Source organism: Commensalibacter communis (genome assembly GCF_947179105.1).
GTDB classification, from domain to species: domain Bacteria; phylum Pseudomonadota; class Alphaproteobacteria; order Acetobacterales; family Acetobacteraceae; genus Commensalibacter; species Commensalibacter communis.
This window is the reverse complement of sequence record NZ_CAMXCK010000002.1, coordinates 282,821-304,729: the sequence shown is the minus strand read 5'-3', so window position 1 is coordinate 304,729 and position 21,909 is coordinate 282,821. Positions and strand designations below refer to the sequence as shown.

The 21,909-nt window shown below is 37.3% G+C and carries 23 protein-coding genes; 14 read left to right on the top strand and 9 right to left on the bottom strand.

What is annotated here, in order from left to right; all coding sequences use genetic code 11:
* Nucleotides 1-24: 24 nt before the first annotated feature.
* Entirely contained in the window at nucleotides 25-1,380 is a 1,356-nt protein-coding gene (locus PQG52_RS06055; RefSeq protein ID WP_271828489.1) for an MATE family efflux transporter, read from the bottom strand.
* Between the two features lie 545 nt (nucleotides 1,381-1,925).
* Nucleotides 1,926-2,729: an SDR family NAD(P)-dependent oxidoreductase gene (locus tag PQG52_RS06050; protein ID WP_271828488.1), complete on the bottom strand. Its 804-nt coding sequence runs from the start codon at nucleotides 2,727-2,729 to the stop codon at nucleotides 1,926-1,928.
* A gap of 291 nt (nucleotides 2,730-3,020) precedes the next feature.
* On the opposite strand from PQG52_RS06050, the gene PQG52_RS06045 reads away from it, so the two are divergent.
* The 7 genes from PQG52_RS06045 to PQG52_RS06015 all read left to right on the top strand — a co-directional run bounded on the left by PQG52_RS06045 (nucleotide 3,021) and on the right by PQG52_RS06015 (nucleotide 10,763).
* Nucleotides 3,021-4,226: an MFS transporter gene (locus tag PQG52_RS06045; RefSeq protein ID WP_271828487.1), complete on the top strand. Its 1,206-nt coding sequence runs from the start codon at nucleotides 3,021-3,023 to the stop codon at nucleotides 4,224-4,226.
* Between the two features lie 33 nt (nucleotides 4,227-4,259).
* Nucleotides 4,260-5,369: an S-(hydroxymethyl)glutathione dehydrogenase/class III alcohol dehydrogenase gene (locus PQG52_RS06040; RefSeq protein WP_271828623.1), complete on the top strand. Its 1,110-nt coding sequence runs from the start codon at nucleotides 4,260-4,262 to the stop codon at nucleotides 5,367-5,369.
* A 188-nt stretch (nucleotides 5,370-5,557) separates the two neighbouring features.
* Nucleotides 5,558-6,208: a guanylate kinase gene (gene gmk / locus PQG52_RS06035; protein WP_271789820.1), complete on the top strand. Its 651-nt coding sequence runs from the start codon at nucleotides 5,558-5,560 to the stop codon at nucleotides 6,206-6,208.
* A gap of 18 nt (nucleotides 6,209-6,226) precedes the next feature.
* Nucleotides 6,227-7,672: a D-glycero-beta-D-manno-heptose-7-phosphate kinase gene (gene rfaE1 / locus PQG52_RS06030; protein ID WP_271828486.1), complete on the top strand. Its 1,446-nt coding sequence runs from the start codon at nucleotides 6,227-6,229 to the stop codon at nucleotides 7,670-7,672.
* A 30-nt stretch (nucleotides 7,673-7,702) separates the two neighbouring features.
* On the top strand, nucleotides 7,703-8,848 hold the full coding sequence (locus PQG52_RS06025) for an AGE family epimerase/isomerase (protein WP_271828484.1): 1,146 nt from the start codon (nucleotides 7,703-7,705) through the stop codon (nucleotides 8,846-8,848).
* A 69-nt stretch (nucleotides 8,849-8,917) separates the two neighbouring features.
* Nucleotides 8,918-10,423: a replicative DNA helicase gene (locus PQG52_RS06020; protein ID WP_271828483.1), complete on the top strand. Its 1,506-nt coding sequence runs from the start codon at nucleotides 8,918-8,920 to the stop codon at nucleotides 10,421-10,423.
* 22 nt (nucleotides 10,424-10,445) lie between these two features.
* Nucleotides 10,446-10,763 carry a hypothetical protein gene (locus PQG52_RS06015; RefSeq protein ID WP_271828481.1) on the top strand — a complete coding sequence of 106 codons (318 nt, stop codon included), beginning with the start codon at nucleotides 10,446-10,448 and terminating at the stop codon, nucleotides 10,761-10,763.
* 7 nt (nucleotides 10,764-10,770) lie between these two features.
* Here PQG52_RS06015 and PQG52_RS06010 read toward each other — a convergent pair whose 3' ends face one another.
* Both PQG52_RS06010 and PQG52_RS06005 read right to left on the bottom strand, forming a co-directional pair.
* The gene (locus PQG52_RS06010) at nucleotides 10,771-11,067 is read right to left on the bottom strand and encodes a hypothetical protein (RefSeq protein WP_271828479.1); all 297 of its coding nucleotides are present in this window, start codon (nucleotides 11,065-11,067) and stop codon (nucleotides 10,771-10,773) included.
* Nucleotides 11,068-11,079: 12 nt separating this feature from the next.
* Nucleotides 11,080-11,424: an SMI1/KNR4 family protein gene (locus tag PQG52_RS06005; protein WP_271828477.1), complete on the bottom strand. Its 345-nt coding sequence runs from the start codon at nucleotides 11,422-11,424 to the stop codon at nucleotides 11,080-11,082.
* Between the two features lie 89 nt (nucleotides 11,425-11,513).
* On the opposite strand from PQG52_RS06005, the gene PQG52_RS06000 reads away from it, so the two are divergent.
* Nucleotides 11,514-12,149, top strand: coding sequence for an FMN-dependent NADH-azoreductase (locus tag PQG52_RS06000; protein ID WP_271828476.1), 636 nt, complete (start codon nucleotides 11,514-11,516; stop codon nucleotides 12,147-12,149).
* Nucleotides 12,150-12,259: 110 nt separating this feature from the next.
* Entirely contained in the window at nucleotides 12,260-12,817 is a 558-nt protein-coding gene (locus tag PQG52_RS05995) for a DUF4385 domain-containing protein (RefSeq protein ID WP_271828475.1), read from the top strand.
* Nucleotides 12,818-12,869: 52 nt separating this feature from the next.
* On the opposite strand, the gene PQG52_RS05990 is transcribed toward PQG52_RS05995, so the two are convergent.
* From PQG52_RS05990 to PQG52_RS05975, 4 genes are all read right to left on the bottom strand, one after another.
* Nucleotides 12,870-13,415 (bottom strand): hypothetical protein, encoded by a 546-nt coding sequence (locus PQG52_RS05990; protein ID WP_271828473.1) that lies wholly within the window; start codon nucleotides 13,413-13,415, stop codon nucleotides 12,870-12,872.
* 18 nt (nucleotides 13,416-13,433) lie between these two features.
* Nucleotides 13,434-15,008: a bifunctional phosphoribosylaminoimidazolecarboxamide formyltransferase/IMP cyclohydrolase gene (gene purH, locus PQG52_RS05985; protein WP_271828471.1), complete on the bottom strand. Its 1,575-nt coding sequence runs from the start codon at nucleotides 15,006-15,008 to the stop codon at nucleotides 13,434-13,436.
* Nucleotides 15,009-15,046: 38 nt separating this feature from the next.
* Entirely contained in the window at nucleotides 15,047-15,997 is a 951-nt protein-coding gene (gene rapZ, locus PQG52_RS05980; protein ID WP_271828622.1) for an RNase adapter RapZ, read from the bottom strand.
* A gap of 312 nt (nucleotides 15,998-16,309) precedes the next feature.
* Nucleotides 16,310-18,433 (bottom strand): TonB-dependent receptor plug domain-containing protein, encoded by a 2,124-nt coding sequence (locus tag PQG52_RS05975; protein WP_271828470.1) that lies wholly within the window; start codon nucleotides 18,431-18,433, stop codon nucleotides 16,310-16,312.
* Nucleotides 18,434-18,588: 155 nt separating this feature from the next.
* Here PQG52_RS05975 and PQG52_RS05970 point away from each other — a divergent pair, with 155 nt between their 5' ends.
* On the top strand, nucleotides 18,589-19,134 hold the full coding sequence (locus tag PQG52_RS05970; RefSeq protein WP_271828469.1) for a hypothetical protein: 546 nt from the start codon (nucleotides 18,589-18,591) through the stop codon (nucleotides 19,132-19,134).
* Nucleotides 19,135-19,146: 12 nt separating this feature from the next.
* Nucleotides 19,147-20,064: a cytochrome-c peroxidase gene (locus tag PQG52_RS05965; RefSeq protein ID WP_271828468.1), complete on the top strand. Its 918-nt coding sequence runs from the start codon at nucleotides 19,147-19,149 to the stop codon at nucleotides 20,062-20,064.
* A gap of 7 nt (nucleotides 20,065-20,071) precedes the next feature.
* Here the strand turns inward: PQG52_RS05965 and moaC are convergent, their stop codons facing one another.
* Nucleotides 20,072-20,545 carry a cyclic pyranopterin monophosphate synthase MoaC gene (moaC, locus tag PQG52_RS05960; RefSeq protein ID WP_271789807.1) on the bottom strand — a complete coding sequence of 158 codons (474 nt, stop codon included), beginning with the start codon at nucleotides 20,543-20,545 and terminating at the stop codon, nucleotides 20,072-20,074.
* 58 nt (nucleotides 20,546-20,603) lie between these two features.
* On the opposite strand from moaC, the gene PQG52_RS05955 reads away from it, so the two are divergent.
* The 3 genes from PQG52_RS05955 to mobA are packed head-to-tail and all read left to right on the top strand — an operon-like array spanning nucleotide 20,604 to nucleotide 21,905.
* A complete protein-coding gene (locus tag PQG52_RS05955) occupies nucleotides 20,604-20,852 on the top strand; it encodes a MoaD/ThiS family protein (protein ID WP_271828467.1) in 249 nt (82 codons plus the stop codon).
* Between the two features lies 1 nt (nucleotide 20,853).
* Entirely contained in the window at nucleotides 20,854-21,315 is a 462-nt protein-coding gene (locus PQG52_RS05950) for a molybdenum cofactor biosynthesis protein MoaE (RefSeq protein WP_271828466.1), read from the top strand.
* Nucleotides 21,312-21,905: a molybdenum cofactor guanylyltransferase MobA gene (gene mobA, locus PQG52_RS05945; RefSeq protein WP_271828465.1), complete on the top strand. Its 594-nt coding sequence runs from the start codon at nucleotides 21,312-21,314 to the stop codon at nucleotides 21,903-21,905. The genes PQG52_RS05950 and mobA overlap by 4 nt, the downstream gene beginning before the upstream one ends.
* Nucleotides 21,906-21,909 lie beyond the last annotated feature (4 nt).

The following is a 21,909-nucleotide window of genomic DNA, read 5'->3' as shown; positions in this document are numbered from 1 at the left end:
AACTTTTACCAAATATGTATTAAATTATATCGGTTTATCCATTCGGATCGTTTTCATCAGATAGAATGTGCAACAAACCGCCATAATCCCGAAAGGGACAACCCCCAAGGATTGTCCAATTAATACTCCTTGAGGATCATAAGACGCACCATAAATCACGAAAGGTATCGTTCCCAAAGTTGCCCGACCCCAATTAAAAAAGGTAGCAAACAAAGGATATCCAAGATTATTAAACGCCGTATTCGAAACAAATAACATTCCTAGAAACAAATTATTAATAATAACCCAATTGCAAAATAAACGCATTAATGCCTCACCCTCTGCTTTTAAGGCAAACATTTTTACAAACAGATCTTGACCGATATAAAAAATCCCCCAAGCGCAAAAAACACATAAACAAACGAGTTTTAAAGAGACAACCAGCGTTTCCTGCATGCGCTCCCTAAGCCCAGCACCAAAATTCTGTGAAATGATAGGCCCAACCGATCCCGTTAGCGCAAACACAAAAGCAAATGCTACGGGGATCATACGATCAATAGCTGTTTGACCAGAAATGGCATCACTATTAAAATTTGACATCGTGTGAATGACAAATAATCCACCCACAGGGGTTGCTAAATTCGTTAAAATTGCAGGGAAAGAGATTTTTAAAACTTTTAATGAATCAGAAAATATATCATCCCAATGTGGTTTTTCTATTAATTCATAACGTTTTAAACTGTAAAACCCCAACAAAGCCACACCTAATCGAGAGCAGATTGTGCTGATTGCTGCCCCTTCCAAACCTAAATTAAAAACGAGAATGAATATAGGATCTAAAATTCCTGCTATGAAGGCACCAATGATTGTCACATTCATCGAACGTTTAGCATCCCCCACAGCCCTTAAGAGACCTGATAACACCATGCCCAGCGCAATTAAAAATAAAAATGGCGAAACAATCATCACAAAATGACTAGCTTGATTTAAAACGGCACCTCTAGCACCTAAAAGATGTAAAATTTCACGATTAAAAATTGCTACTAATAACCCAATAATAATCATTAGAAAGGTTGTGAATATTATAAAAGATGTCACCATTTTCTTGGCACGTTCTAGTTGACCAGACCCAATTAATCGTGCCGTAATGACGACGGCACCAATAGACATACCAATACAAATGCCCATTTGTAAAAATCCAATCGCATTTGCAAAGCCTATCGCCGCTGTATAATGAGAATTACCTAACCTAGAAATATAAAAAAGATTTAAAAAATCAACAAGGAATACAGCCATTAGTCCAACCGTACCCGTTCCAGCCATGACAACCACATGTCGCATGATGGAGCCCTCACAAAAACGCGGCTTGTGAAACGCTTTTGTACCAGCAGACATCTTCATCGTTATCAAACAACCTTATTTAAGAAAATATATAATAAATCGCGACGACTGTATCAGCTTTTAAGAACAATGATGATCTTTTTTTTAAAAATGTAATTTAATAATAACCATTGATAATCATAAAATTGATAGCAAGCTATCTTCATTAGGGATCAAATAGCTTTTAAAAGTTATATCTTGTTTCCATATATATCCTTGTATAAATAGATTAACAGCACCTTTTGTATAGAGGTTATATCTCTATTTTGCTTTAATCTGGCATAAGCAACACTTGTCTCTTTATCCCGCTCAATACCCAACATATGTTTTGATGCAAGTAATACCAATATTTATGTTAGCACTTCTTTTGAACAACACACACGCAACCTTGAAAACGCCGTTCTATTCCCTAGTCATTTAGTCATTTAGTCATTTAGTCATTTAGTCATTTAGTCATTTAGTCATTTAGTCATTTAGTCATTTAGTCATTTAGTCATTTAGTCATTAAAAACGAATTCATCAAAAGAAAAGAAATCAAGCCAATCCTCTTTATATTTTTATCTTGATTAGCGTTTATGTTTTTTCTCTAAGTAAGGTAAGTAAATTTTTTCTAACCAAGTTACAGGTAATAAATCAATCATTCTGGCCAATATGAACATCCACATCGGAAATATAATGCGCCTTTTCTTATTCAACACGCCTTGCACAATTAATTTTGCTGCTTGATCTGCACTCATTAATCCTGGCATGGTAAATTTATGATTAACCGTCATTGGGGTGCGAATAAACCCACAACAAACGCTCGATAAATAAATTCCTAAATTTTCCAAAGACCCACCGCTTGAAACCATAAATCGATCTACTGCCGATTTTGATGCACAATAAGAAGGCGCCCAAGCGGAATTCACAAACCCTGCCACCGATGCAACCGCAGCAATCCTGCCACGAATATTTTCTGAATTACGGTTTTGTTGGCGCATGACTTCAATGGCTGGCAAGACTGTATTTAAAACGCCATCAATATTCGTTCGCATAATTTGACGAACTTTATCAGAGCTTTCAGGCAATGTATGTTGAGAAGTTGTATCCGCTGTTCCAATCGAAACCCCTGCACAAGCAAACACAAAATCCAAATGACCGACAGAATAAATCCATTCTTCCATTCCTTGCTGATCGCAAACATCCAGGATTTTCATCTCTACAACAGCCCCTAAGGATCTACATTCATCGGCAATTTTTGTTAATGCTGTATGATTTCTTCCTCCTAAAAATAAACATACATTTGGGGCAGCAAGAGTTACTGCCACCGCACGACCTATCCCAGAAGAAGCCCCTGTAATCAATATTGAATTCAATTGTATATTGCGCATAATGACCATTTTAAAAACATTAAATATAATGCGAATATACAATATATTCTCTAGTTTTTAGCATAGAAAATAAGACGATAATAAGCTTATCTATCAAAAATTTCTGGCATGAGTAACATACAAACAAAGCAATAATATTACATATATATTGATCTGTTTAAAATAATTACAATAGAAATGCCGCAACACTGAAATAACAAACTAGCATAGTTGTGATTTGCTGGAAAATTTAAAACTATCTAACGTGAAATTTCGTTTCGAATTAGCCCTATCAAATCAAAGGATAAATCTATGAAAAAATGGTCTGCAAACCAAATCAACACTGTTTTTGCTGCCCTCAGCAGTTGGGGCTTAGACGCCTTCGATTTCTTTTTACTTGTTTTCGTCATTGATGATATTGCGACCAGTTTTTCTGTTACTAAAAAATCCGTATCTATTGCTATTTTCTTAACATTAGCCCTTCGCCCCGTCGGTGCTTTTTTCATTGGAAGGCTGGCAGAACAATATGGCCGCAAACCTGTTTTAATGGCAAATGTGGCTCTGTTTTCGATATTAAGTGCTTTATCTGCTTTTGCACCCAACTTAATTATCTTTCTATTAATCAGGTGCGTTTATGGTGTCGCGATGGGAGGAATTTGGGGTGTTGCTTCTTCCTTAGCCTTTGAAACCATTCCTAAAGAAGCAAAAGGATTTATTTCTGGATTATTCCAAGCTGGGTACCCTTTGGGATATTTAACAGCATCCGTTGTGTATGCATTATTTTTTGATGCTCTTGGGTGGAGAAATCTATTTATTATTGGTGCTTTTCCAATCTTTCTTGTTGTTTATATCCAATTTTTTGTGCAAGAATCTGCGGTATGGTTGGCATCCAAAAACCAAGCAAAAGCAGAACGAACCCGTATTTTACCGATTGCTATGAATAATTGGCAAATATGTTTATTTGCAATCATTTTGATGACATGCTTTAATTTATTTAGCCATGGTACTCAGGATTCTTATCCTTTATTCCTCAAAGAACAGCATCATTTTACACCTCATATTGTTGGTGGAATTGCAATCGCCTATAATATCGCCTCTATTATGGGAGGAATCTTTTTTGGCAGCTTATCTCAAAAGATTGGACGCTCTAAGACAATTGCGCTGGCAGCAGGCTTATCTTTATTTGCGATTCCTTTATGGGCGTTTTCAAATGACATGATTTTACTGGGAGTAGGTGCCTTTATCATGCAATTTATGGTGCAAGGAGCTTGGGGCGTTATTCCTGTATATTTAAATGAATTATTACCTGCCAGCACACGTACCGTCCTACCTGGATTCTTTTATCAAATGGGGAACTTGTTCGCATCAGCGAATTTAATTATACAAATTTATATTGCCGAATATTTTAACAATAATTATGGAATTGCTCTTGCTATCGTTGCAGGTTTTGCCGCAATTTGTATTATGATCTTAATGAGATACCGAATGACACATCCTCAACTGGTGCCTCAAGAATAAAAATATAGACTTAAAGGATTAAAATTGGAATTTATTAAAACTCGCGCTGCTGTTGCATGGCAAGCCCAGCAGCCACTTTCAATCGAAGAAGTTGATTTAATGCCTCCTCAAAAAGGAGAAGTCTTGATCCGTGTTGTTGCAACAGGGGTATGTCATACAGATGCTTATACCTTATCAGGTGCTGATCCAGAAGGGATTTTTCCAGCTATCTTAGGGCATGAGGGGGCAGGCATTGTTCAAGCTGTTGGTGAAGGCGTTACCAGTGTTACCGTAGGGGATCATGTCATTCCACTTTATACGCCTGAATGTGGACAATGCGAATATTGCTTGTCTGGTAAAACCAATCTATGCCAAGCCATTCGTGTTACCCAAGGCAAAGGATTAATGCCTGACGGAACGACACGATTTTTTAAAGATGGTAAGCCTATATTTCATTATATGGGTACATCGACTTTCTCTGAATATACAGTTGTTCCAGAAATTTCTATTGCCAAAATCAGCAAAGATGCTCCTTTGGAAAAAGTATGTTTATTAGGATGTGGCATTACCACTGGCATGGGTGCAGTTACCAATACAGCCAAAGTCCAACCAGGCGACACGGTTGCTGTTTTTGGTCTGGGTGGTATTGGTCTATCCGTCATTATGGGGGCAAAAGCTGCGCAGGCAGGTCGTATTATTGCAATTGATATTAATACGGATAAATTTGATCTGGCTACAAAGCTAGGGGCTACTGATTGTATTAACCCAAGAGATTATCAAGAGTCTATCCAAGACGTTATTGTCAAATTAACCGATGGCGGTGTCGATTTTTCATTTGAATGTATTGGCAATGTTAACGTCATGCGCTCTGCTTTGGAATGTTGTCACAAAGGATGGGGCGAATCGATTATTATCGGTGTTGCTGGTGCTGGCGAAGAAATCTCGACCCGTCCTTTCCAACTGGTGACAGGTCGGGTATGGCGCGGTTCTGCTTTTGGTGGTGTCAAAGGACGCTCGCAGCTTCCCAATATTGTTAACGATTATTTACAAGGTAAATTCCAGCTAGATGACTTTATTACGCACGAGTTGCCTTTGGATCAAATTAATCAAGCATTTGACTTAATGCATGCTGGAAAATCTATTCGAACGGTTATTCGTTATTAACTAAGAATTATTTATATCCCTTGGTCGAATAACCAAGGGAGCAATCATAATTTTATTTATATGTAATAAAAATTCTTTTGCTTACATCTTGTGTTGATTATGTCTATTTATCGTCACCTTACTTATTTATGAAATACATAATTTCTGATATAGATAACCATCAAACTGATGCGTCGTGGAGGAATTTTATGTCTGAGCTATATTCTAACCCTGCTGAACCCACCCAAAGAAGAGGAATTTGTTTTGTACTTTCTGCGCCTTCTGGTGCTGGAAAATCAACCATTGCTAATGCACTTAGAGCTTCTCAGAAAAATCTATTCCCTTCAATTTCTGTAACCACACGCCTGCCTCGTCCAGGGGAAATTGACGGCGTTCATTATCATTTTATCACCAAAGAACAATTTAATCATCAGGCTGATAGTGGTGAACTTTTGGAATGGGCAACAGTTTTTGATAAAGGCTATGGCACGCCTAAAGCCCCCGTTGAGCAACAATTAGCTGAGGGAAAAGACCTGATTTTTGATATCGATTGGCAAGGTCAACGTCAAATCAAAGCAGCATTACCCGATGATGTGGTTAGCATCTTCATCCTCCCCCCCTCTTTAGAAGAATTAGAAAAACGCTTAACCAACAGAGCATCCGATCACGCCGATGAAATTCAAAAACGTATGCGCGCTGCTTTGAATGAAATTGAACATTGGGAAGAATTTGATTACGTCGTTATCAACAATAAATTAGATGATGCGATTATGCAAATTGAAGCAATTTTAACAGCTGAGCGCTTAAAAACCAAACGTCAGAATTTTTTACATAGCTTTACTCACTCTTTCACTCTCTAAGGTTCGAAAGTAATCATCATGGACTTTTCCAAGGTAACGATTTTATGTATTGGTGATGTTATGTTGGATCGTTTTATTTACGGAAGCGTGCAACGTATCTCCCCTGAAGCACCTGTACCAGTTTTACAATTAAACGATAAAAAAGAAATGCTCGGTGGTGCGGGAAACGTAACCAACAATATTTTATCTTTGGGAGGCAAAGCCATCTTAATCGGGCTTATTGGACAAGATGAATATGCTGTGAATATTAAAAACCTTACCCAAGCACAAAATATTACGGATCATTATTTGGTCAAATCGCAATATCGCCCGACAATTTGCAAATCTCGATTTATAGCAGCCAACCAACAAGTTATTCGTGCTGATGAAGAAAGTTTAATCCCACTGCATCACGAAGAAGTATCGCAGTTACTGCGATCAATTGACGAAGCAATCTCCAAAGTAAGCGCCATTATCATTTCTGATTATGGCAAAGGCGTATGTCATCCTATTGTGATGAAACATACAATGCAACAAGCCAAGCTACATCATATTCCTGTTTTTGTTGATCCGAAATCATCTGATTTTTCACTCTATCAATACGCAACCTGTGTAACGCCAAATACGAAAGAAGCCAGCACTGCCGTTCAACATCCTTTAAATAACGATCAGGATTTTGAACAAGCAGGCGAAGCATTACTCAATGCAACGCAAGGACAAGCTATTTTGATTACACGTTCAGAAAAAGGCATGACCTTGATAGAACGTGGCAAACCAGCCACAACCATTCCTTCTCGTGCCAGAGAGGTCTTCGATGTTTCTGGTGCTGGGGATACAGTGATTGCAACCCTGACCTTGGCGTATGCTGCTGGATATGATTTAACTGAAGCGATGCATATTGCCAATGCTGCCGCTGGGGTTGTTGTTGCCAAGGCGGGAACCTCGACCACAACAATTGCCGAAGTATTAAACGAACTTAAAGCGCAAGATCCGCGCAGTTTTTCTGAAACGATTTCCCCTTCTCTACTTCATCCAGATCAATTATTAGAACAAGTTAAATTATGGAAAAAACAAAAACTTGTTGTTGGATTTACCAATGGATGTTTTGATATTATTCACCCAGGGCACATTGCCTTGCTTAAAAATGCACGGGCGCAATGTGATCGGCTCATTGTTGCCCTTAACACAGATCGCAGCATCAAAGCTCTGAAAGGCGAACAAAGACCCATTAACGATTTGACCAGCAGATCCCAAGTCATGGCTGCAATACGATATGTTGATGCCGTGGTTGCTTTTGACGAAGATACACCTTTTAATCTGATACATCTTTTTAAACCAGAGATATTGGTTAAGGGCGCTGACTATCAGAATAAAGAGGTGGTTGGTCGGGATATTGTTGAACAAAATGGTGGAAAAGTTATTCTGGCAGAGTTACAAGAAGGCTTCTCGACAACCAATATTATTGATAAAATTGCGCGCTCTTGAGGTTTTGACGTTATACATTATGGAAATAAAATGAACATTCCCCATCATATTCACAGTCAATATGACCGATTTACCCGTTGGTTATTTGATTCTGCCTTTCCTTATTGGGGAACTATTGGTGGGGATGGCTCTGAACAAAAACCATTTCAATGGGGTGCGCATGAACAATTGAAAATGGACGGCTCTCCTGATTTACCAGGATATAAACGCCTACGTGTCCAAGCGCGCCAATTATACAGTTTCACCCAAGGAGCTTTGTTGGGCTGGACACAAGCCAATTCAATCACCGAGCAAATTTATAACTTTATGCAAAATGCCGAATTAGGTGAAGGGCATTGGGCAAAGACCTTGACACGTGAAGGCGATATATTAGACTCATCTTCTGATTTATATGATCTTGCTTTTCTCATTTTTTCTCTGGCATGGTATGCTCGCCTCAGCAAAGATCAGAGACCGATTCAACAAGCTCGACAAACAGTCCAATGGATTGAACGCTTTATGGCGTATCCTCAAAGAGGATATAAAAATATTGTACCTTTCATCCCAGGATATAGACAACAAAATCCTCACATGCATTTGTTAGAGGCAATCTTGGCTTTGTATGAGACAACAGGCGAAGAGCAAGACCTTGTTATGGCGCACAAGCTGATTCGTCTTTTTAAGACCAACCTATTTAACCATCAAGCAGGTGTTTTAGAGGAATATTTTGTTGAAAGTTGGATGCCTGTCCCTTTTCCGCCTATCACCGAGGTAGAACCAGGTCATCAATATGAATGGATTTGGTTATTATCTGAATATGAACGGTTAACGGGCATAAGCCATAAAACTGAAATGCAACGCATGTATGATTTTAATGAACGTCATGCCGTCGATCAACTCACAGGTCTGGTGGCTGATAAAGTGCAAAAAGATGGTACCTTAGTGAATAAGTCTGCTCGTCTATGGGTGCAAACAGAAGCAATTCGTGCAACCAGTTTGATGCAAGATGAAAAAAGTTATCAACATCTTAGTAAAATCGTTGATAATTTATTACGACGTTATTTTAAGAACTGTCCAAATGGCACTTGGCAAGATCAACTAACACATTGTTATCATTACAATAATACCAAAATTCCGACCAGCTCCTTTTACCATATCGTCAGCGGGTATATGCAACTGCATCACACTTTACAATAATCCACATTATCCACAGATTTCCCCACAATTCACACCAGACAAAAATTCTTTAAAGTGATATTATAAAACGTGACTAGTTTAGAATCGAAAAAAGATACATCCTCGCCATTATTAGGCATTTCTCAACGTTTGCCTCCAGCCAATATTCAGGCGGAACAATCCTTGCTTGGGGCTTTGTTAACCAATAATAAAGCCTATGAAAAAGTTGCTGAATTTTTAATCAGTGAGCATTTCGTCGATCCAATTAATGGAAAAATCTATGATGCCATTGTCCGTCGTATAGAAGCAGGGCAAATTGCTGATGCTGTTACCCTCAAAGCAGAATTCGAACATGCTGGGATCTTGGATGAAGTTGGTGGGATTGCGTATCTTGGACAGCTCTTACAATCAATGGTTGGAATTATTAATGCCAGAGACTATGGTAAAACCATCCATGATGCATGGATAAGAAGGCAGCTGATTGATATTGGCGAAGATATCGTCAATGGTGCATTTGAATCCAATACTCAGATCACTGGATCAGATCAAATCTCGATTGGAGAAGAAAAGCTTTTTAAATTAGCTACCCATAAAGGGCAAGAAGGTGGATTTGTTTCCTTTGAGAATGCCCTGACTGAAGCGATTAACATTGCCAATCATGCTTTTTCGAATTCAAGTGGGGTTGCTGGGCTATCAACAGGTCTGAAAGATTTAGATAAAAGAACGGGTGGTTTGCATCCTGCCGACCTGATTATCCTTGCAGGTCGTCCTGCTATGGGAAAAACTGCATTAGCCACTAAAATTGCCTTTAATGCAGCTAAAAGTCTATTACGAAATGCTGAAACTCAAACTAATTTAAACAAACCTATTGGCACAGTGGCTATTTTCTCTTTGGAAATGTCATCTGAACAATTAGCCACTCGTCTTTTATCCGAAGAATCCAGAGTATCAAGCGAACGTATTCGCCGCGGTGAAATTGGACAAAAAGAGTTTGATAAATTCGTTCAAGTCAGCCGAGAACTCTCACAGTTGCCTTTATATATTGATGACACCCCTGCAATCAGCCTGTCTGTCATGCGAACACGTTGCCGTAGATTATCCAGAACCAGAGGATTAAATTTGATTGTTGTGGATTATTTGCAACTCATGCGCCCATCCGTTGGCAGTCGCCCTGAAAGCCGTGTGTTAGAAATCTCTCAAATTACACAAGGATTGAAAGCCTTGGCCAAAGAATTTGAAATCCCTGTTATTGCTTTATCCCAGCTTTCTCGACAAGTGGAAAATAGAGAGGATAAACGCCCTCAACTGTCTGATCTTCGTGAATCTGGATCTATTGAGCAAGATGCGGATGCCGTGATGTTTGTGTATCGTGATGAATATTATTTACAGCAGCGTATGCCTAAGCCGATTGCCTTTGAAAGCGAAGACAAATACCAAATCGCTTTGGAAAAATGGCAGGCCGATATGAATAAAGTCCATAACAAAGCAGAATTAATCTTGGAAAAACAACGTCACGGTCCCACAGGTAAAGTTGATCTGTTCTTCGAAGGGGAATTCACACGCTTTAGCGATCTTGACGACGTGCATGATTTTTAGAAGGAATACAAGAAAATAAACTATGAATAAAGAAGAACTCGATTTGTATATCTTACAATTTCAAGAGCTAAACCACTTATTAAAAAATGAATGGTTAGATATAAAAAAATTATTAGAAGAAAATAAGATCAATTTATCCACGACATCTCTTATTTCATTTGACGAAGATGAAGAGGGAAAACAATATGGAATCCTTCTTACTAAAGAAAAAGAAATCGTCACTTTTGAAATAGATAAAGATAATCATATTTTAATTCAATTTATCACAGATCAACAAGAATTAGAGCAGCTACAATATAATAATCCTAGCGTTACAGCTGCTCTTATTCACTTTCAATAAATTAAAATTATATTAATTTCTCTTTTTTTAATAATGCCAATACTTCTTTGCCTTTTTCTGATAGTTCCAATTTTTTCAAAGTACAGGAATTATACGAAAATATTTTTGGATTTATTAAATAAGCCTCTAATAACGCTTCAGAGATAGGTGTGGATACGTTTTTGCAGTCACCCTCATCACTTTCTCTTTCTTTGTGAACGATCCCTACTAACAATTCATGAAATGAATTCGCAATAAATGGTAAATCAACATTCTGAGATAAGTAAGTATTTGGTTGCTTCATATCCAAATACAAATCATGCACTTCATGATCCCATTAGTAAATCTTACCATTAGTATGCAGGCATAGCCAATCACTCTCATTCACTAACGCAATCGCCATAACATCTTCTGGAATTCGATCTTGATAGTCATAATTGACAGAATATATATCTTCTTGCTCGTCCTTACAGAACCCTAAAATGATATCAATCGATATGTCATCCTCACCAGCAATCAGATTTTCTTTTACAGGAAATGCAAATTCTTGATTACATTCGACGACATTATATTTCTTAAGAAAATTTTTGTAGGGGTTTTCAAGAATCATCCCAAAATCTTTTTCTAATTTTTGAACTTTCTTATCAACGATACGAGAGACTTTATATTTGGACTGAAACATCTTTTAACTCTTTTATGATCTAGCCGTTATTTTGACAAAAATATACACTACTAATCAACCAATTTATACATTTAGAGAGAGATTAACTCATGAAAATTATGCATATCGATACAAGCGCAAAAATTGCTGAAAAATCTAATTCCCGCATGTTAGGTCAATTCTTTATCGAACAACTAAAAATACAAAATGTTGATCTTGATATAGACTATTTAGACCTTACTAAAGACGTGCAACCCCATCTAACATCAGAATTTGTTGTGGCAACTTATAAACCCGAAAATGAACGCACGCCAGAGATGAAACAAGTTCTGGCTGAATCTGATGCAATGTGTCAACGTGTTCTCGATGCTGATGCTTTGGTCTGTGCCATGCCTATGTATAATTGGACTATTCCTGCTACTTTTAAAACATTTATTGATACAATTATCAGAACAGGCGTTACTTATGATCTCTTTCCCGATGGCACGACAAAGGGAAAATTAATTGACAAAAAAGTCTTATTTATTACCACCCGTGGGGCTGATTTACGTGCGGGTGCCTTTCAACATATGGATGCGATGACCCCTGTATTAAAAGCCTCTTTTGGATTTTTAGGTGTCGACCACCCACAATTTGTAGATGCTCAGCCCTTGCAATTTTCTGATCAGGAATCTCGTTTGCAAGCATTAGCAAGAGCAGAAGAAGAGTTGACAAGCGTTGCTAAACAGTGGGCATCAGAATTGTGAATCAAAGATTATTAAAAAAGCGAATATATCTTATTTTACAGTTCTGAAATTAAATTCTATACTATAAAGATATCAAAACTCAATTTTATAGCAGATAAGAAGGAATGATTATGGTCATAGAGAATTGTTCTGAGCCTCCTCGAAAAAAAAGTCGCGTAAAAAGTAAGAGTTTTGATTACTCGTTGGATTTTAAAAAAATTAATTTTAGAGAACGCCCTGAACTCTATCGAATAGGTAAAGGGGAACAGGGTGTTTTATCTGTCGAACCCTATAAATCAGAAATCCTGCCCTATTGGCGCTTTGCTACTGTTGAAAAAGCAACGGAAAGCAGCAATAAAATTTACGATTTGTTTGTAGAATACATTAATAATCAAGATTTTATTGGCGCTGATATGGCCAGAAAATTCCTGCAAATGGGTTATACACGCGCCCGACGTTATGCAAACCATAAAGGAGGAAAAAAATATGATGGTCCTGTACCAATTGATAAAAAAGGTCTAAGTGGTTCTCATGGTCGTCAAGAACTTCCAAGAGCGACCGAAGACGAAGTTAAAGCAGAGGCTGCACGTATTTTCAAACAAAAATGGGATGATGCGCGGGCAAATTCAGACTATCTCGCTTTAAAAGAGATTTTTTTAAACCGTTTTACTGAACGTAATAATGAATAATATTTGCAGTATCAAAAAAATAACCAAAATATTATAATAATTATTTAGAAAATTAATGCTCTTCTACATCACCCTGCACTAACTGAACTGAATTCACTTTTCCAGCAGTTATATTAACAATGCGATAGAATATTCCATTACCCTGACCAGCGATATTCGTTAAATCAGAAGACTGGTCATAAGAAGAATAATCTTCTTTATTCTTTACCACAGGGATATTCATGACAAAAATCCATTTTCCCTCTGGTAAATTTGTCAGTTTAAAATCCCCACTTTCATCACAAGACACCGTAAAAGCGTATTCATTCATGCGAGGATCAAAATTTTTAACCTTTTTGATATCCCGCATTTTCACTTGCAACGCTTCTACAATATAGGGGTCATAAGGATAGTAGGTGATTTGTTGTCCCGCACAAGTTTTCATTGTCCCATCTGCTTCACGATATATTCCCATACCAGCAACCTTGGCAGTACCAACATTTTTAGCCCATTGAACCGTTGAAGGCTCGAACTGGCTTTTAAATTGATACTCTTTAGCAAAAGCTGAATGGCCAATACATACAGAAGCTAACAAAGCAATGAAAAAAGTGCGTTTCATAATCGTTTAATCCAACTTTTAATGACGGAAATGACGCATAGAAGTGAAAACCATCGCAATCCCAGCTTCATCTGCTGCGGCAATGACTTCATCATCACGCATAGATCCACCAGGTTGTATCACTGCCGTAGCGCCTGCTGCAATTGCAGCTTGTAATCCATCTGCAAATGGAAAGAATGCATCAGAAGCAACCACACTGCCTCTGCTTAAAGGCTCAGATAATCCCGCTGCTTCGGCTGCTTCAGAACTTTTATGGGCAGCAATACGTGCAGAATCAACACGGCTCATTTGTCCAGCACCTACACCAACGGTTGCTTTGTCTTTGACATACACAATCGCATTCGATTTAACATGTTTGCCTACACGGAAAGCAAAAACCATATCTTCCATTTCTTGTGCTGTTGGTTGTCTTTTTGTAACCACTTTAAAATCAGCAGGACGTCCATTATCACGATTTTGCAGTAAAAAACCGCCTGCTAATGTTTTCACCATCACACCTTGTGCCATTGAATCAGGCATTGATCCTGTTTCCAAAACACGAACATTTTTCTTTTTAGATAAAATCTCTAATGCGTCTGCATTGACCTTAGGTGCAATCACCACTTCACTAAAAATTGTCACAATTTTTGCTGCTAGCTCTGCATCCAAAGGTCGATTCATCGCAATGATTCCACCAAACGCAGAAACTGGGTCGCAACGTAACGCTAAGTCCCATGCTTCGGACAGTGTTTTAGCACTCGCAACCCCACAAGGGTTTGCATGTTTGACAATAACAATAGAAGGTTCATCAAATTCTGCCACCGCTTCAAATGCAGCATCTGTGTCGTTTAAATTATTATAAGAAAGCTCTTTACCTTGTAATTGCTTGGCTGTTGCAACACCTGGGCGATTTTCATCATTGGTATAAAAAGCAGCTTGTTGATGAGGATTTTCACCATAGCGTAAGATTTCTTTACGTTGACCGCTAAAGACAACTCGTTCTGGAAATTGATCGTTGGCTTCTTTAGCAAACCAAGCAGAAATCGCTGCATCATAAGCACCTGTTCTGGCATAAGCAGCTTGCGCCCATGCTCTGCGTTGTGCAAATGTTGATCCGCCTGTTTGACGCAAAGTCTCAATAAAAGATCCATATTGAGCAGCATCGGTTAAAACTGCCACATGACTATGATTTTTGGAAGCTGCACGGATAAGGGCTGGGCCACCAATATCAATATTTTCAATCACATCTTCTTCACCCGCACCCGAGGCAACCGTTGCTTCAAACGGATATAAATTAACGCATAATAGATCAATTGGAAGAATTCCGTGTGCTTTCATTTGGTCTTGATGATCTTGTAAATCCCTGCGTCCCAATAAACCACCGTGAATTTGAGGCACTAATGTTTTGACACGTCCATCCAGAATTTCAGGAAAACCTGTAAAGTCAGAAACTTCTATCACTCTAATACCAGCATCACGAATGGCCTTGGCTGTGCCACCTGTTGATAGGATTTCTACTTTTTGCTCGGCCAGTGCCTTAGCCAACTCAAGTAAACCTGTTTTGTCAGAAACAGAAATTAACGCACGACGAACAGGAATAACTTTTTGATCCATTACTCAATTCCTAGAATATTTTATTAATTGTAAAAAACTTATATTGCTTGCTCTTGTGGACGAGCAACCCACCGCCAAGTTTGAATTCCTTGACGTGCTAACTCACGATGCATCACTAAAACAGGTAAGCCCTCTTGATTCTTTTTAGGATAAGCAAGGCGTTCTGCCAAATCCTCGACAATCGTTACAGAACGATGCCGCCCACCCGAACAACCCACAGCAATCGTGGCATATTTTTTTCCTTCTAAAACAAAACGAGGGAAAATTAAATTTAACATTTCATCAATCTGATTTACATATTTTTGATAATCGGGGTCTTTTTCTACATATTCCTGCACATCTTTATCTAAACCAGTTTTTTTAGATAATTCTGGAATATAATATGGATTATGCAAAAACCGAGCATCAAACACCATATCTGCTTCACGAGGCACACCACTAGGGAATGCAAAAGACATCAAGGTTAATGTTAAAAGTCCCTGATTTTTATCTTTTCCTAAACTATAACGAGTTTCAACCAATAACCTTAACTCAAATGGCGGCAAATCTGATGTATCGATTACTAAATCAGCAACTTGCCTTAAAGGCTCCATCAATATAATTTCGGCTTCAATTCCCTCTTTGACCGTTCCACCCGCTGCCATGGGATGTCGTCTGCGCGTGGCGGTATAACGGCGTAATAAAACATCTGTTTCAGAAGTGGCATAAATTAATTGAATATGCAAAGAGGGGTTTAATCGCAATCTGGTCAATAACTCTATAACGGTAGAAGCCTCAAACCCATTGGTTCTGGAGTCAAGACCTATAACAATAGGTCCTTCTACCTTACCCACAATATCACTAATGACCTGCACAGGGGCATTATCAACTAGCTCATACCCTAGATCCTCCAGCGCACGCAGGATGGTCGATTTTCCAGCACCAGATAAACCCGTCACAAAAACAACAGGTTGTTTTATAGTCTCTTTATTTAACAAATCATCTTGCATCACAGAAAGATCAATCTTTGTAATATACCTAACGAGCCTTAATATTAAGCAACATCACGCCTTGATACAATAGGGATAATGATTAAATTCATTATAATTATCAAGAAAATATTAGGTTATTAATTATATCTACAAATAACTCTATCTTCGAAGAAGGAAGAAAAACTTAACGTAATATAATAAGCTTTGCACCATATTAAAAGAGAAACGCTTATATAGTTATAATTGATACGATAATGAAACGCTAATTCATTCATTTAAATTACTTCTGATTCAGTCATCAACTCATAAGATAAATATGATATTAAATTATCAATAGACAAATCTTACTTTGACAAAGAAATTCCTTCCCATTTTTGGGTAACCAATAGCCAATTGATAATTTTGATCCAATAAGTTTTTAGCACCAGCACTAATTTCAATCTGCTCAGTCAATTTATACATCACACTGGTTGACAAATTAACATAATGTCCAGTTTTATAATATTGTAAACCATAACTATCGGTTGTCCAACGATTAGACGCAATATCTAAACTAGGCATAATTTGCAATTTTGGAATGGGTTTCCATAAAGCATAAATAAATGCTTTGTGTTTTGGCACGTCTGTTGGGCGGAAATTAGCATTATTAGGATCAGAGAGATCACGATGAATATAAGTATAGTTCCCTCCAATTAAGAGGTTCGATAAAACATCAATTTCTGTAGATAGCTCAAACCCTACATAATTTCCATGACTTACATTCCGATTTTGATTGACTGACACACCTTCATAAATCATAGGAACAGAAATAATTGCATCCTCTATATGCGAATAAAACACTGCCCCTGCAACTTTGACGTAATCCCAATTATGAGAAGCACCAATTTCATAGTTTTGTGCTCGTTCTGGCTTTAACCCTGGGTTTGAAACTGCCCCGCCAAAACGTGTGCTAAATCGTTCAAATAAAGAAGGAAAACGTGCACGATTTGAAACACTGACATAAGCATTGGTCTTGGGATTAACTGTCCATGCTAAGCGAGCTTGTTGATTAAATGCACCTTTATTTTTGGTTGGGTAAGAAATAATTTGATTTGTATCTGATGAAAATCCCTGTGCCTGATCTAGGACACGCCAATCATAACTTCCACCTACGGTTAATTGTAAATTGGAAAGAATATCAAAATTATTATCAACAGCAATACTATAGCTTTCTTCTATAGATTTTTGGTTGGGCTGATTATATCCACTTGGAAAATTTTGAGTATGTTCATTATGTTGATCTAAACGTCCATAAAAGGCAAAATTCATTGTATCTCTTTGACTGACATTCCATGCCAAACGAACATCACCACCATAAGCCTCATCATAATAATAACTATTAAAAGACTTTTTCATAGATTGAGTAGTTTGTGATATATTGTCAAAACTGCGCAATAAATTATCAAATGTATTGCGATAAATCCGAAATTTTAAAACAAGATCGTCCGTCAATTGTGTATTTGACATAAAGGACAAAGAACCAATATTCCATGTTGGCCAACTCCATACTCTTTGTATAGCTGGAACATCAACTGTACTTAATGGTGCGTTTTTCTCACCTTCTTGGCGTGTGTAACTTAGAACATATTCATCAGTATCATTAGGCGTAATTCCAATTTTTGTATTAATTCGCCAATCCAATGAATCTGATAGCAGCCGTTTCCCCTTATTTTGAGAAGGCGTTGGTTTAAATTTAGACGATAAATCTATATGGTCTATATTATTTTCATCAAAGCTAAATTGAGCATACCATTTTTCTTGTTTTGTTCCTATAAACCCAAAAACATTATATCCACCATAACCACCATCATGATCCAAATTTACATTACTTCGAACCTCAGCATCAATTGCTTTTTTAGGCTTGCGAGTTACCAAATTAATCATACCTCCCATTCCATCAGGACCATCAATAACCGAAGCATATCCTTTACTAATTTGAATCTCTGCAATATCTGGTGTTACAAAACGACCAAAATCTAATCTATTATCATATGGTAAGTAAACTCTGATCCCATCAAGAAGCAAAGGAACCTGTAACCGACTGAAACCACGCACATACAACATCCGCTCATTACGAGAATTCCCTGTGGTGGCAACATTCACGCCTGGCAAAATACTTGCTGCCTCGTCTAATGTATTTAAATTTAAATCATTTATAACTTTTGAAGAAACAACTGAACTTCCAACCAACATTTTGTTATGTTGCCCATAAACTGTAATTTCTTCAGAAGATGGAACCCTATTCGTAATCTCACTAGGCATTTTTTCTGATGCTGTTTGTTTGACGACGCTCTTGGTGGTTTCCAAAGGTGTGCCCTCATTAGAAGCATCAATCTCCTTTCCGTAAGCATTAGAAAAAGATTCCAATGCTAAGAAGCTTATACAAACCAAGGATAGATAAGTAATTTTTTGCATAATTTAAAACTAACAGGATATGAAAACTTTTTATGTAAAGTGAAATTAAATCAATATCTAAATGTGTCAATTAACTAAATGGACTAGTCATAAAGAACTATTTTCTATTTAGAAAAAACGAATATTATAACTGTTAAACAATAAAGGTTTTTGTTATGTATTCTTTTAATTCAAAATTACTCACTTTATGCTTTGTCATGGGATTAACAATTGTTCCTGTTCAATCCTATGCACATGAATCACATACAATGCACACGGATCCAACACATTGTGAAGCACCTCCTAAAGAAATGAGTTCTTGGAAAGAGCCTTCCAGCATTTCTGCTGCTAAAACAAATGAAGAATTATCTCATTCTACCGTCACGATTAACCAAGCAGTACAAGCCTCTCTTTTCCCAACCCGCACTGTTAAGTTCGTTGTTAATCCAGAAGAGCGCGGTGGCAGTGTCAGTTTTGCAGGTATGGTGCAATTCAATGTTCCAACTCAAGCAACCTATCGTATTATTACCGATAGTCGTCCATGGGTCGAGATGGTAAAAGATGGAAAAACCATTGAATCGTCTAAACACCAACATGGTTCAAAATGTTTAGGGATGGAAAAAGTTTTAGATTTCCCACTATCTCCTGGTCAACACACCATAGAATTCACAGCAAATGGTAAAGATACCATCAAATTTATTATTGTTCCTGTTTCTAAATAGCGATTTATAGCAATGAAAATAACGGCAGTAATTTTAACATTAGCAATTAGTATTCTCTCTGTATGTGTTTACACTGTAAACGCAGAAACAGATAAAATCGATCATTCTATTATTGCTAATCAAGTAAAGTTAGGTCGTTATCTTTTTTATGATGCGGATTTATCCAAAGATGGCAGCATGTCTTGTGCGACTTGCCACAGACAAAAACAGGCTTTTACAGACGGAAATCCAACGCATCCTGGCGTTAATAATGACCAAGGAATTTATAACGTTCCCACACTTGGCAATGTTGGACAACTAAAAACATTCACTTGGACAGATCAACATGTTTTCGCACTGGATAAACAAGCATTAATGCCGATTACAGGAACCACTCCCGTAGAAATGGGAATGCATCATGGGGAAAAGGAAATTGAAAAGCGTATTGCGTCCAATGCTTGCTATGTTCGCTTATTTAACTCTGCTTTTCCGGACGTCAAGGGAAATAAGATTACAATAGACACTATAACACAAGCCATCGCAAGCTTTCAACGCACCTTAATTACAGATCATAGTATATGGGACACGAAACAAGGCTATACCAAAGAAATGCAACAAGGTGAACACATATTCTTTGGCAAGGGGCAATGCGCAACTTGTCACACACCCCCTTTATTTACTGATCAAAGATTTTATCAAATAAATAAAGGAACAACCAAAGCAATGCGTACGCCTACTTTACGAAACATAAAATTGACAGCTCCCTATTTCCATGATGGATCGATTGAGACACTTAAAGAGGCTATTTTAGCACATCATTCTGATACGATAAAATTACCTCATTTATCAGAGAAAGATATGTATGATTTGATACAATTTTTAAACTCATTAACTGATAAGCAATTTATTAATAATCCAAAATTCTCTTTACCAGCTGAGCCTTGTGAATAATAAGTGATTAAAAATTAAACTCTCCACTTTTTCCACCCTTTTTTTGAATTAAATGAATATTACTAATGACCATATTTTTTTCTATTGCTTTTAACATATCATAGACAGTTAATAAGCCTGCAGATACACCACTCAAAGCTTCCATTTCAACCCCTGTTTTACCAACAGTTTCGGTTGTCACAATAATTGAAAGGCAATGATTTTCTTCATCTTTAACAAAATCAACATGCACATGCGTCAACGCCAAAGGATGACATAAAGGAATTAAATTCGCTGTTATTTTCGTACCTTGAATAGCAGCAATTCTTGCAATTCCCAACACATCACCTTTGCGACTGGCATTAAATTCCAACAACTGGAATGCCTCTGCTGACATAGTAATTGATCCAGTAGCAATTGCGGTACGTTTTGTTTCATCCTTATTGGCAATATCAACCATATGAGCTTGCCCTGAAGCATCAAAATGAGATAATTTGGTCATGTGTTTTTCCTATTATAAATTACTTTAACCATCATAAACATATGGAACAAAGGAAACCATGATTAAAATTCGTTATTTTGGATTTTTAAAAGAAATTCTTAACTTAGAAGAAGAAGAAATTAAATGGTCAAAAGGTAACTCCCAAGAGTTACTAACCTTTTTACGTGCTCGCAGTTCATTTTGGGCAGAGAGTTTGTCAGAAGAAAACATTTTTAGGCTGGTCATTAATAAAAAAGTTATTTATGAAACAACCCCAATTTCTTCAGGAGATGAAATCGCTATTCTTCCACCTGTTACAGGAGGATAAAATGTTTTGGGTAAAAATTCAAGAAGCTTCATTTGATGAAGAATTACCGAATTTAGATCAAAAGATTCAAGAAAATAATTGTGGCGCTTTAGTCAGTTTCAAGGGTATTGTTCGTGGATACGATGAAAAAGATCCATTAGATTACCTTTATCTTGAGCATTTCCCAGAGGTTACAGAACAAGAAATTGAACGTATCTTACAACGCGCACAAGAACATTGGGGTATTCGTAGCGCCATTGTTATTCATCGTGTTGGACGATTAAATATAGGGGAAAATATTGTTCTTGTAATGGTTTCTGCCTCACATCGTAAAGCAGCTTTTGAAGCCTCTCAATTCATTATGGATTATTTAAAAACAGAGGCTCCTTTCTGGAAAAAAGAATTTTTTCAAAATGGTAATTCTCGTTGGGTTGAAGCCAAACAATCAGATATAGAACAAAAAAAACGTTGGGCTCTCTCATGATAAAACAAAAACCCATCATAACTGGGGTGATTTTAGCTGGTGGAGAGGGGCGACGTATGGGAAGAAAAAATAAAGGGCTTATTCCTTTAAATGACCGCCCTCTAATTCAACATGTTATTGAACGATTACATCCTCAATTAGATCATATTCTTATCAGTGCCAACGAAGATATTGCAACCTATCTAGAGTTGGGTTTTCCTGTTATTTCAGATCACGCAGATTTTAAAAATAAAGGACCTCTTGCTGGTATTCTTAGCACAACTGCTTTTATTCCAAAAAGCACGGATGCTGTTCTTATTGTTCCTTGTGATACCCCTTTCCTACCCATTCATCTAGTGTCATTGTTAGTAAATAACTTATATGCTCAAACAGAATATGAGATTGCTTATGCTGCAACAGCGTCCCAAATCCATCCTAGTATTTTCCTATATAAGCCAACAATTAACAATCAATTAGCAGCGCATCTCAATCAACAACAATGTAGTTTAAAATCTTGGATTTTTAAACATAATGCCGTTAAAACTATTTTCGAAGATGAACATGCATTTACAAACATGAATGATATGGAAACACTTCATCAAAACCAATAGGAAC

Bases quoted from the DNA above. Each gene is read 5' to 3' on its own strand.
- PQG52_RS06055 (WP_271828489.1), bottom strand. From the start codon at position 1,380: ATGAAGATGTCTGCTGGTACAAAAGCGTTTCACAAGCCGCGTTTTTGT.
- PQG52_RS06050 (WP_271828488.1), bottom strand. From the start codon at position 2,729: ATGCGCAATATACAATTGAATTCAATATTGATTACAGGGGCTTCTTCT.
- PQG52_RS06045 (WP_271828487.1), top strand. From the start codon at position 3,021: ATGAAAAAATGGTCTGCAAACCAAATCAACACTGTTTTTGCTGCCCTC.
- gmk (WP_271789820.1), top strand. From the start codon at position 5,558: ATGTCTGAGCTATATTCTAACCCTGCTGAACCCACCCAAAGAAGAGGA.
- rfaE1 (WP_271828486.1), top strand. From the start codon at position 6,227: ATGGACTTTTCCAAGGTAACGATTTTATGTATTGGTGATGTTATGTTG.
- PQG52_RS06025 (WP_271828484.1), top strand. From the start codon at position 7,703: ATGAACATTCCCCATCATATTCACAGTCAATATGACCGATTTACCCGT.
- PQG52_RS06015 (WP_271828481.1), top strand. From the start codon at position 10,446: ATGAATAAAGAAGAACTCGATTTGTATATCTTACAATTTCAAGAGCTA.
- PQG52_RS06005 (WP_271828477.1), bottom strand. From the start codon at position 11,424: ATGTTTCAGTCCAAATATAAAGTCTCTCGTATCGTTGATAAGAAAGTT.
- PQG52_RS06000 (WP_271828476.1), top strand. From the start codon at position 11,514: ATGAAAATTATGCATATCGATACAAGCGCAAAAATTGCTGAAAAATCT.
- PQG52_RS05995 (WP_271828475.1), top strand. From the start codon at position 12,260: ATGGTCATAGAGAATTGTTCTGAGCCTCCTCGAAAAAAAAGTCGCGTA.
- PQG52_RS05990 (WP_271828473.1), bottom strand. From the start codon at position 13,415: ATGAAACGCACTTTTTTCATTGCTTTGTTAGCTTCTGTATGTATTGGC.
- purH (WP_271828471.1), bottom strand. From the start codon at position 15,008: ATGGATCAAAAAGTTATTCCTGTTCGTCGTGCGTTAATTTCTGTTTCT.
- rapZ (WP_271828622.1), bottom strand. From the start codon at position 15,997: ATGCAAGATGATTTGTTAAATAAAGAGACTATAAAACAACCTGTTGTT.
- PQG52_RS05975 (WP_271828470.1), bottom strand. From the start codon at position 18,433: ATGCAAAAAATTACTTATCTATCCTTGGTTTGTATAAGCTTCTTAGCA.
- PQG52_RS05970 (WP_271828469.1), top strand. From the start codon at position 18,589: ATGTATTCTTTTAATTCAAAATTACTCACTTTATGCTTTGTCATGGGA.
- PQG52_RS05965 (WP_271828468.1), top strand. From the start codon at position 19,147: ATGAAAATAACGGCAGTAATTTTAACATTAGCAATTAGTATTCTCTCT.
- moaC (WP_271789807.1), bottom strand. From the start codon at position 20,545: ATGACCAAATTATCTCATTTTGATGCTTCAGGGCAAGCTCATATGGTT.
- PQG52_RS05955 (WP_271828467.1), top strand. From the start codon at position 20,604: ATGATTAAAATTCGTTATTTTGGATTTTTAAAAGAAATTCTTAACTTA.
- PQG52_RS05950 (WP_271828466.1), top strand. From the start codon at position 20,854: ATGTTTTGGGTAAAAATTCAAGAAGCTTCATTTGATGAAGAATTACCG.
- mobA (WP_271828465.1), top strand. From the start codon at position 21,312: ATGATAAAACAAAAACCCATCATAACTGGGGTGATTTTAGCTGGTGGA.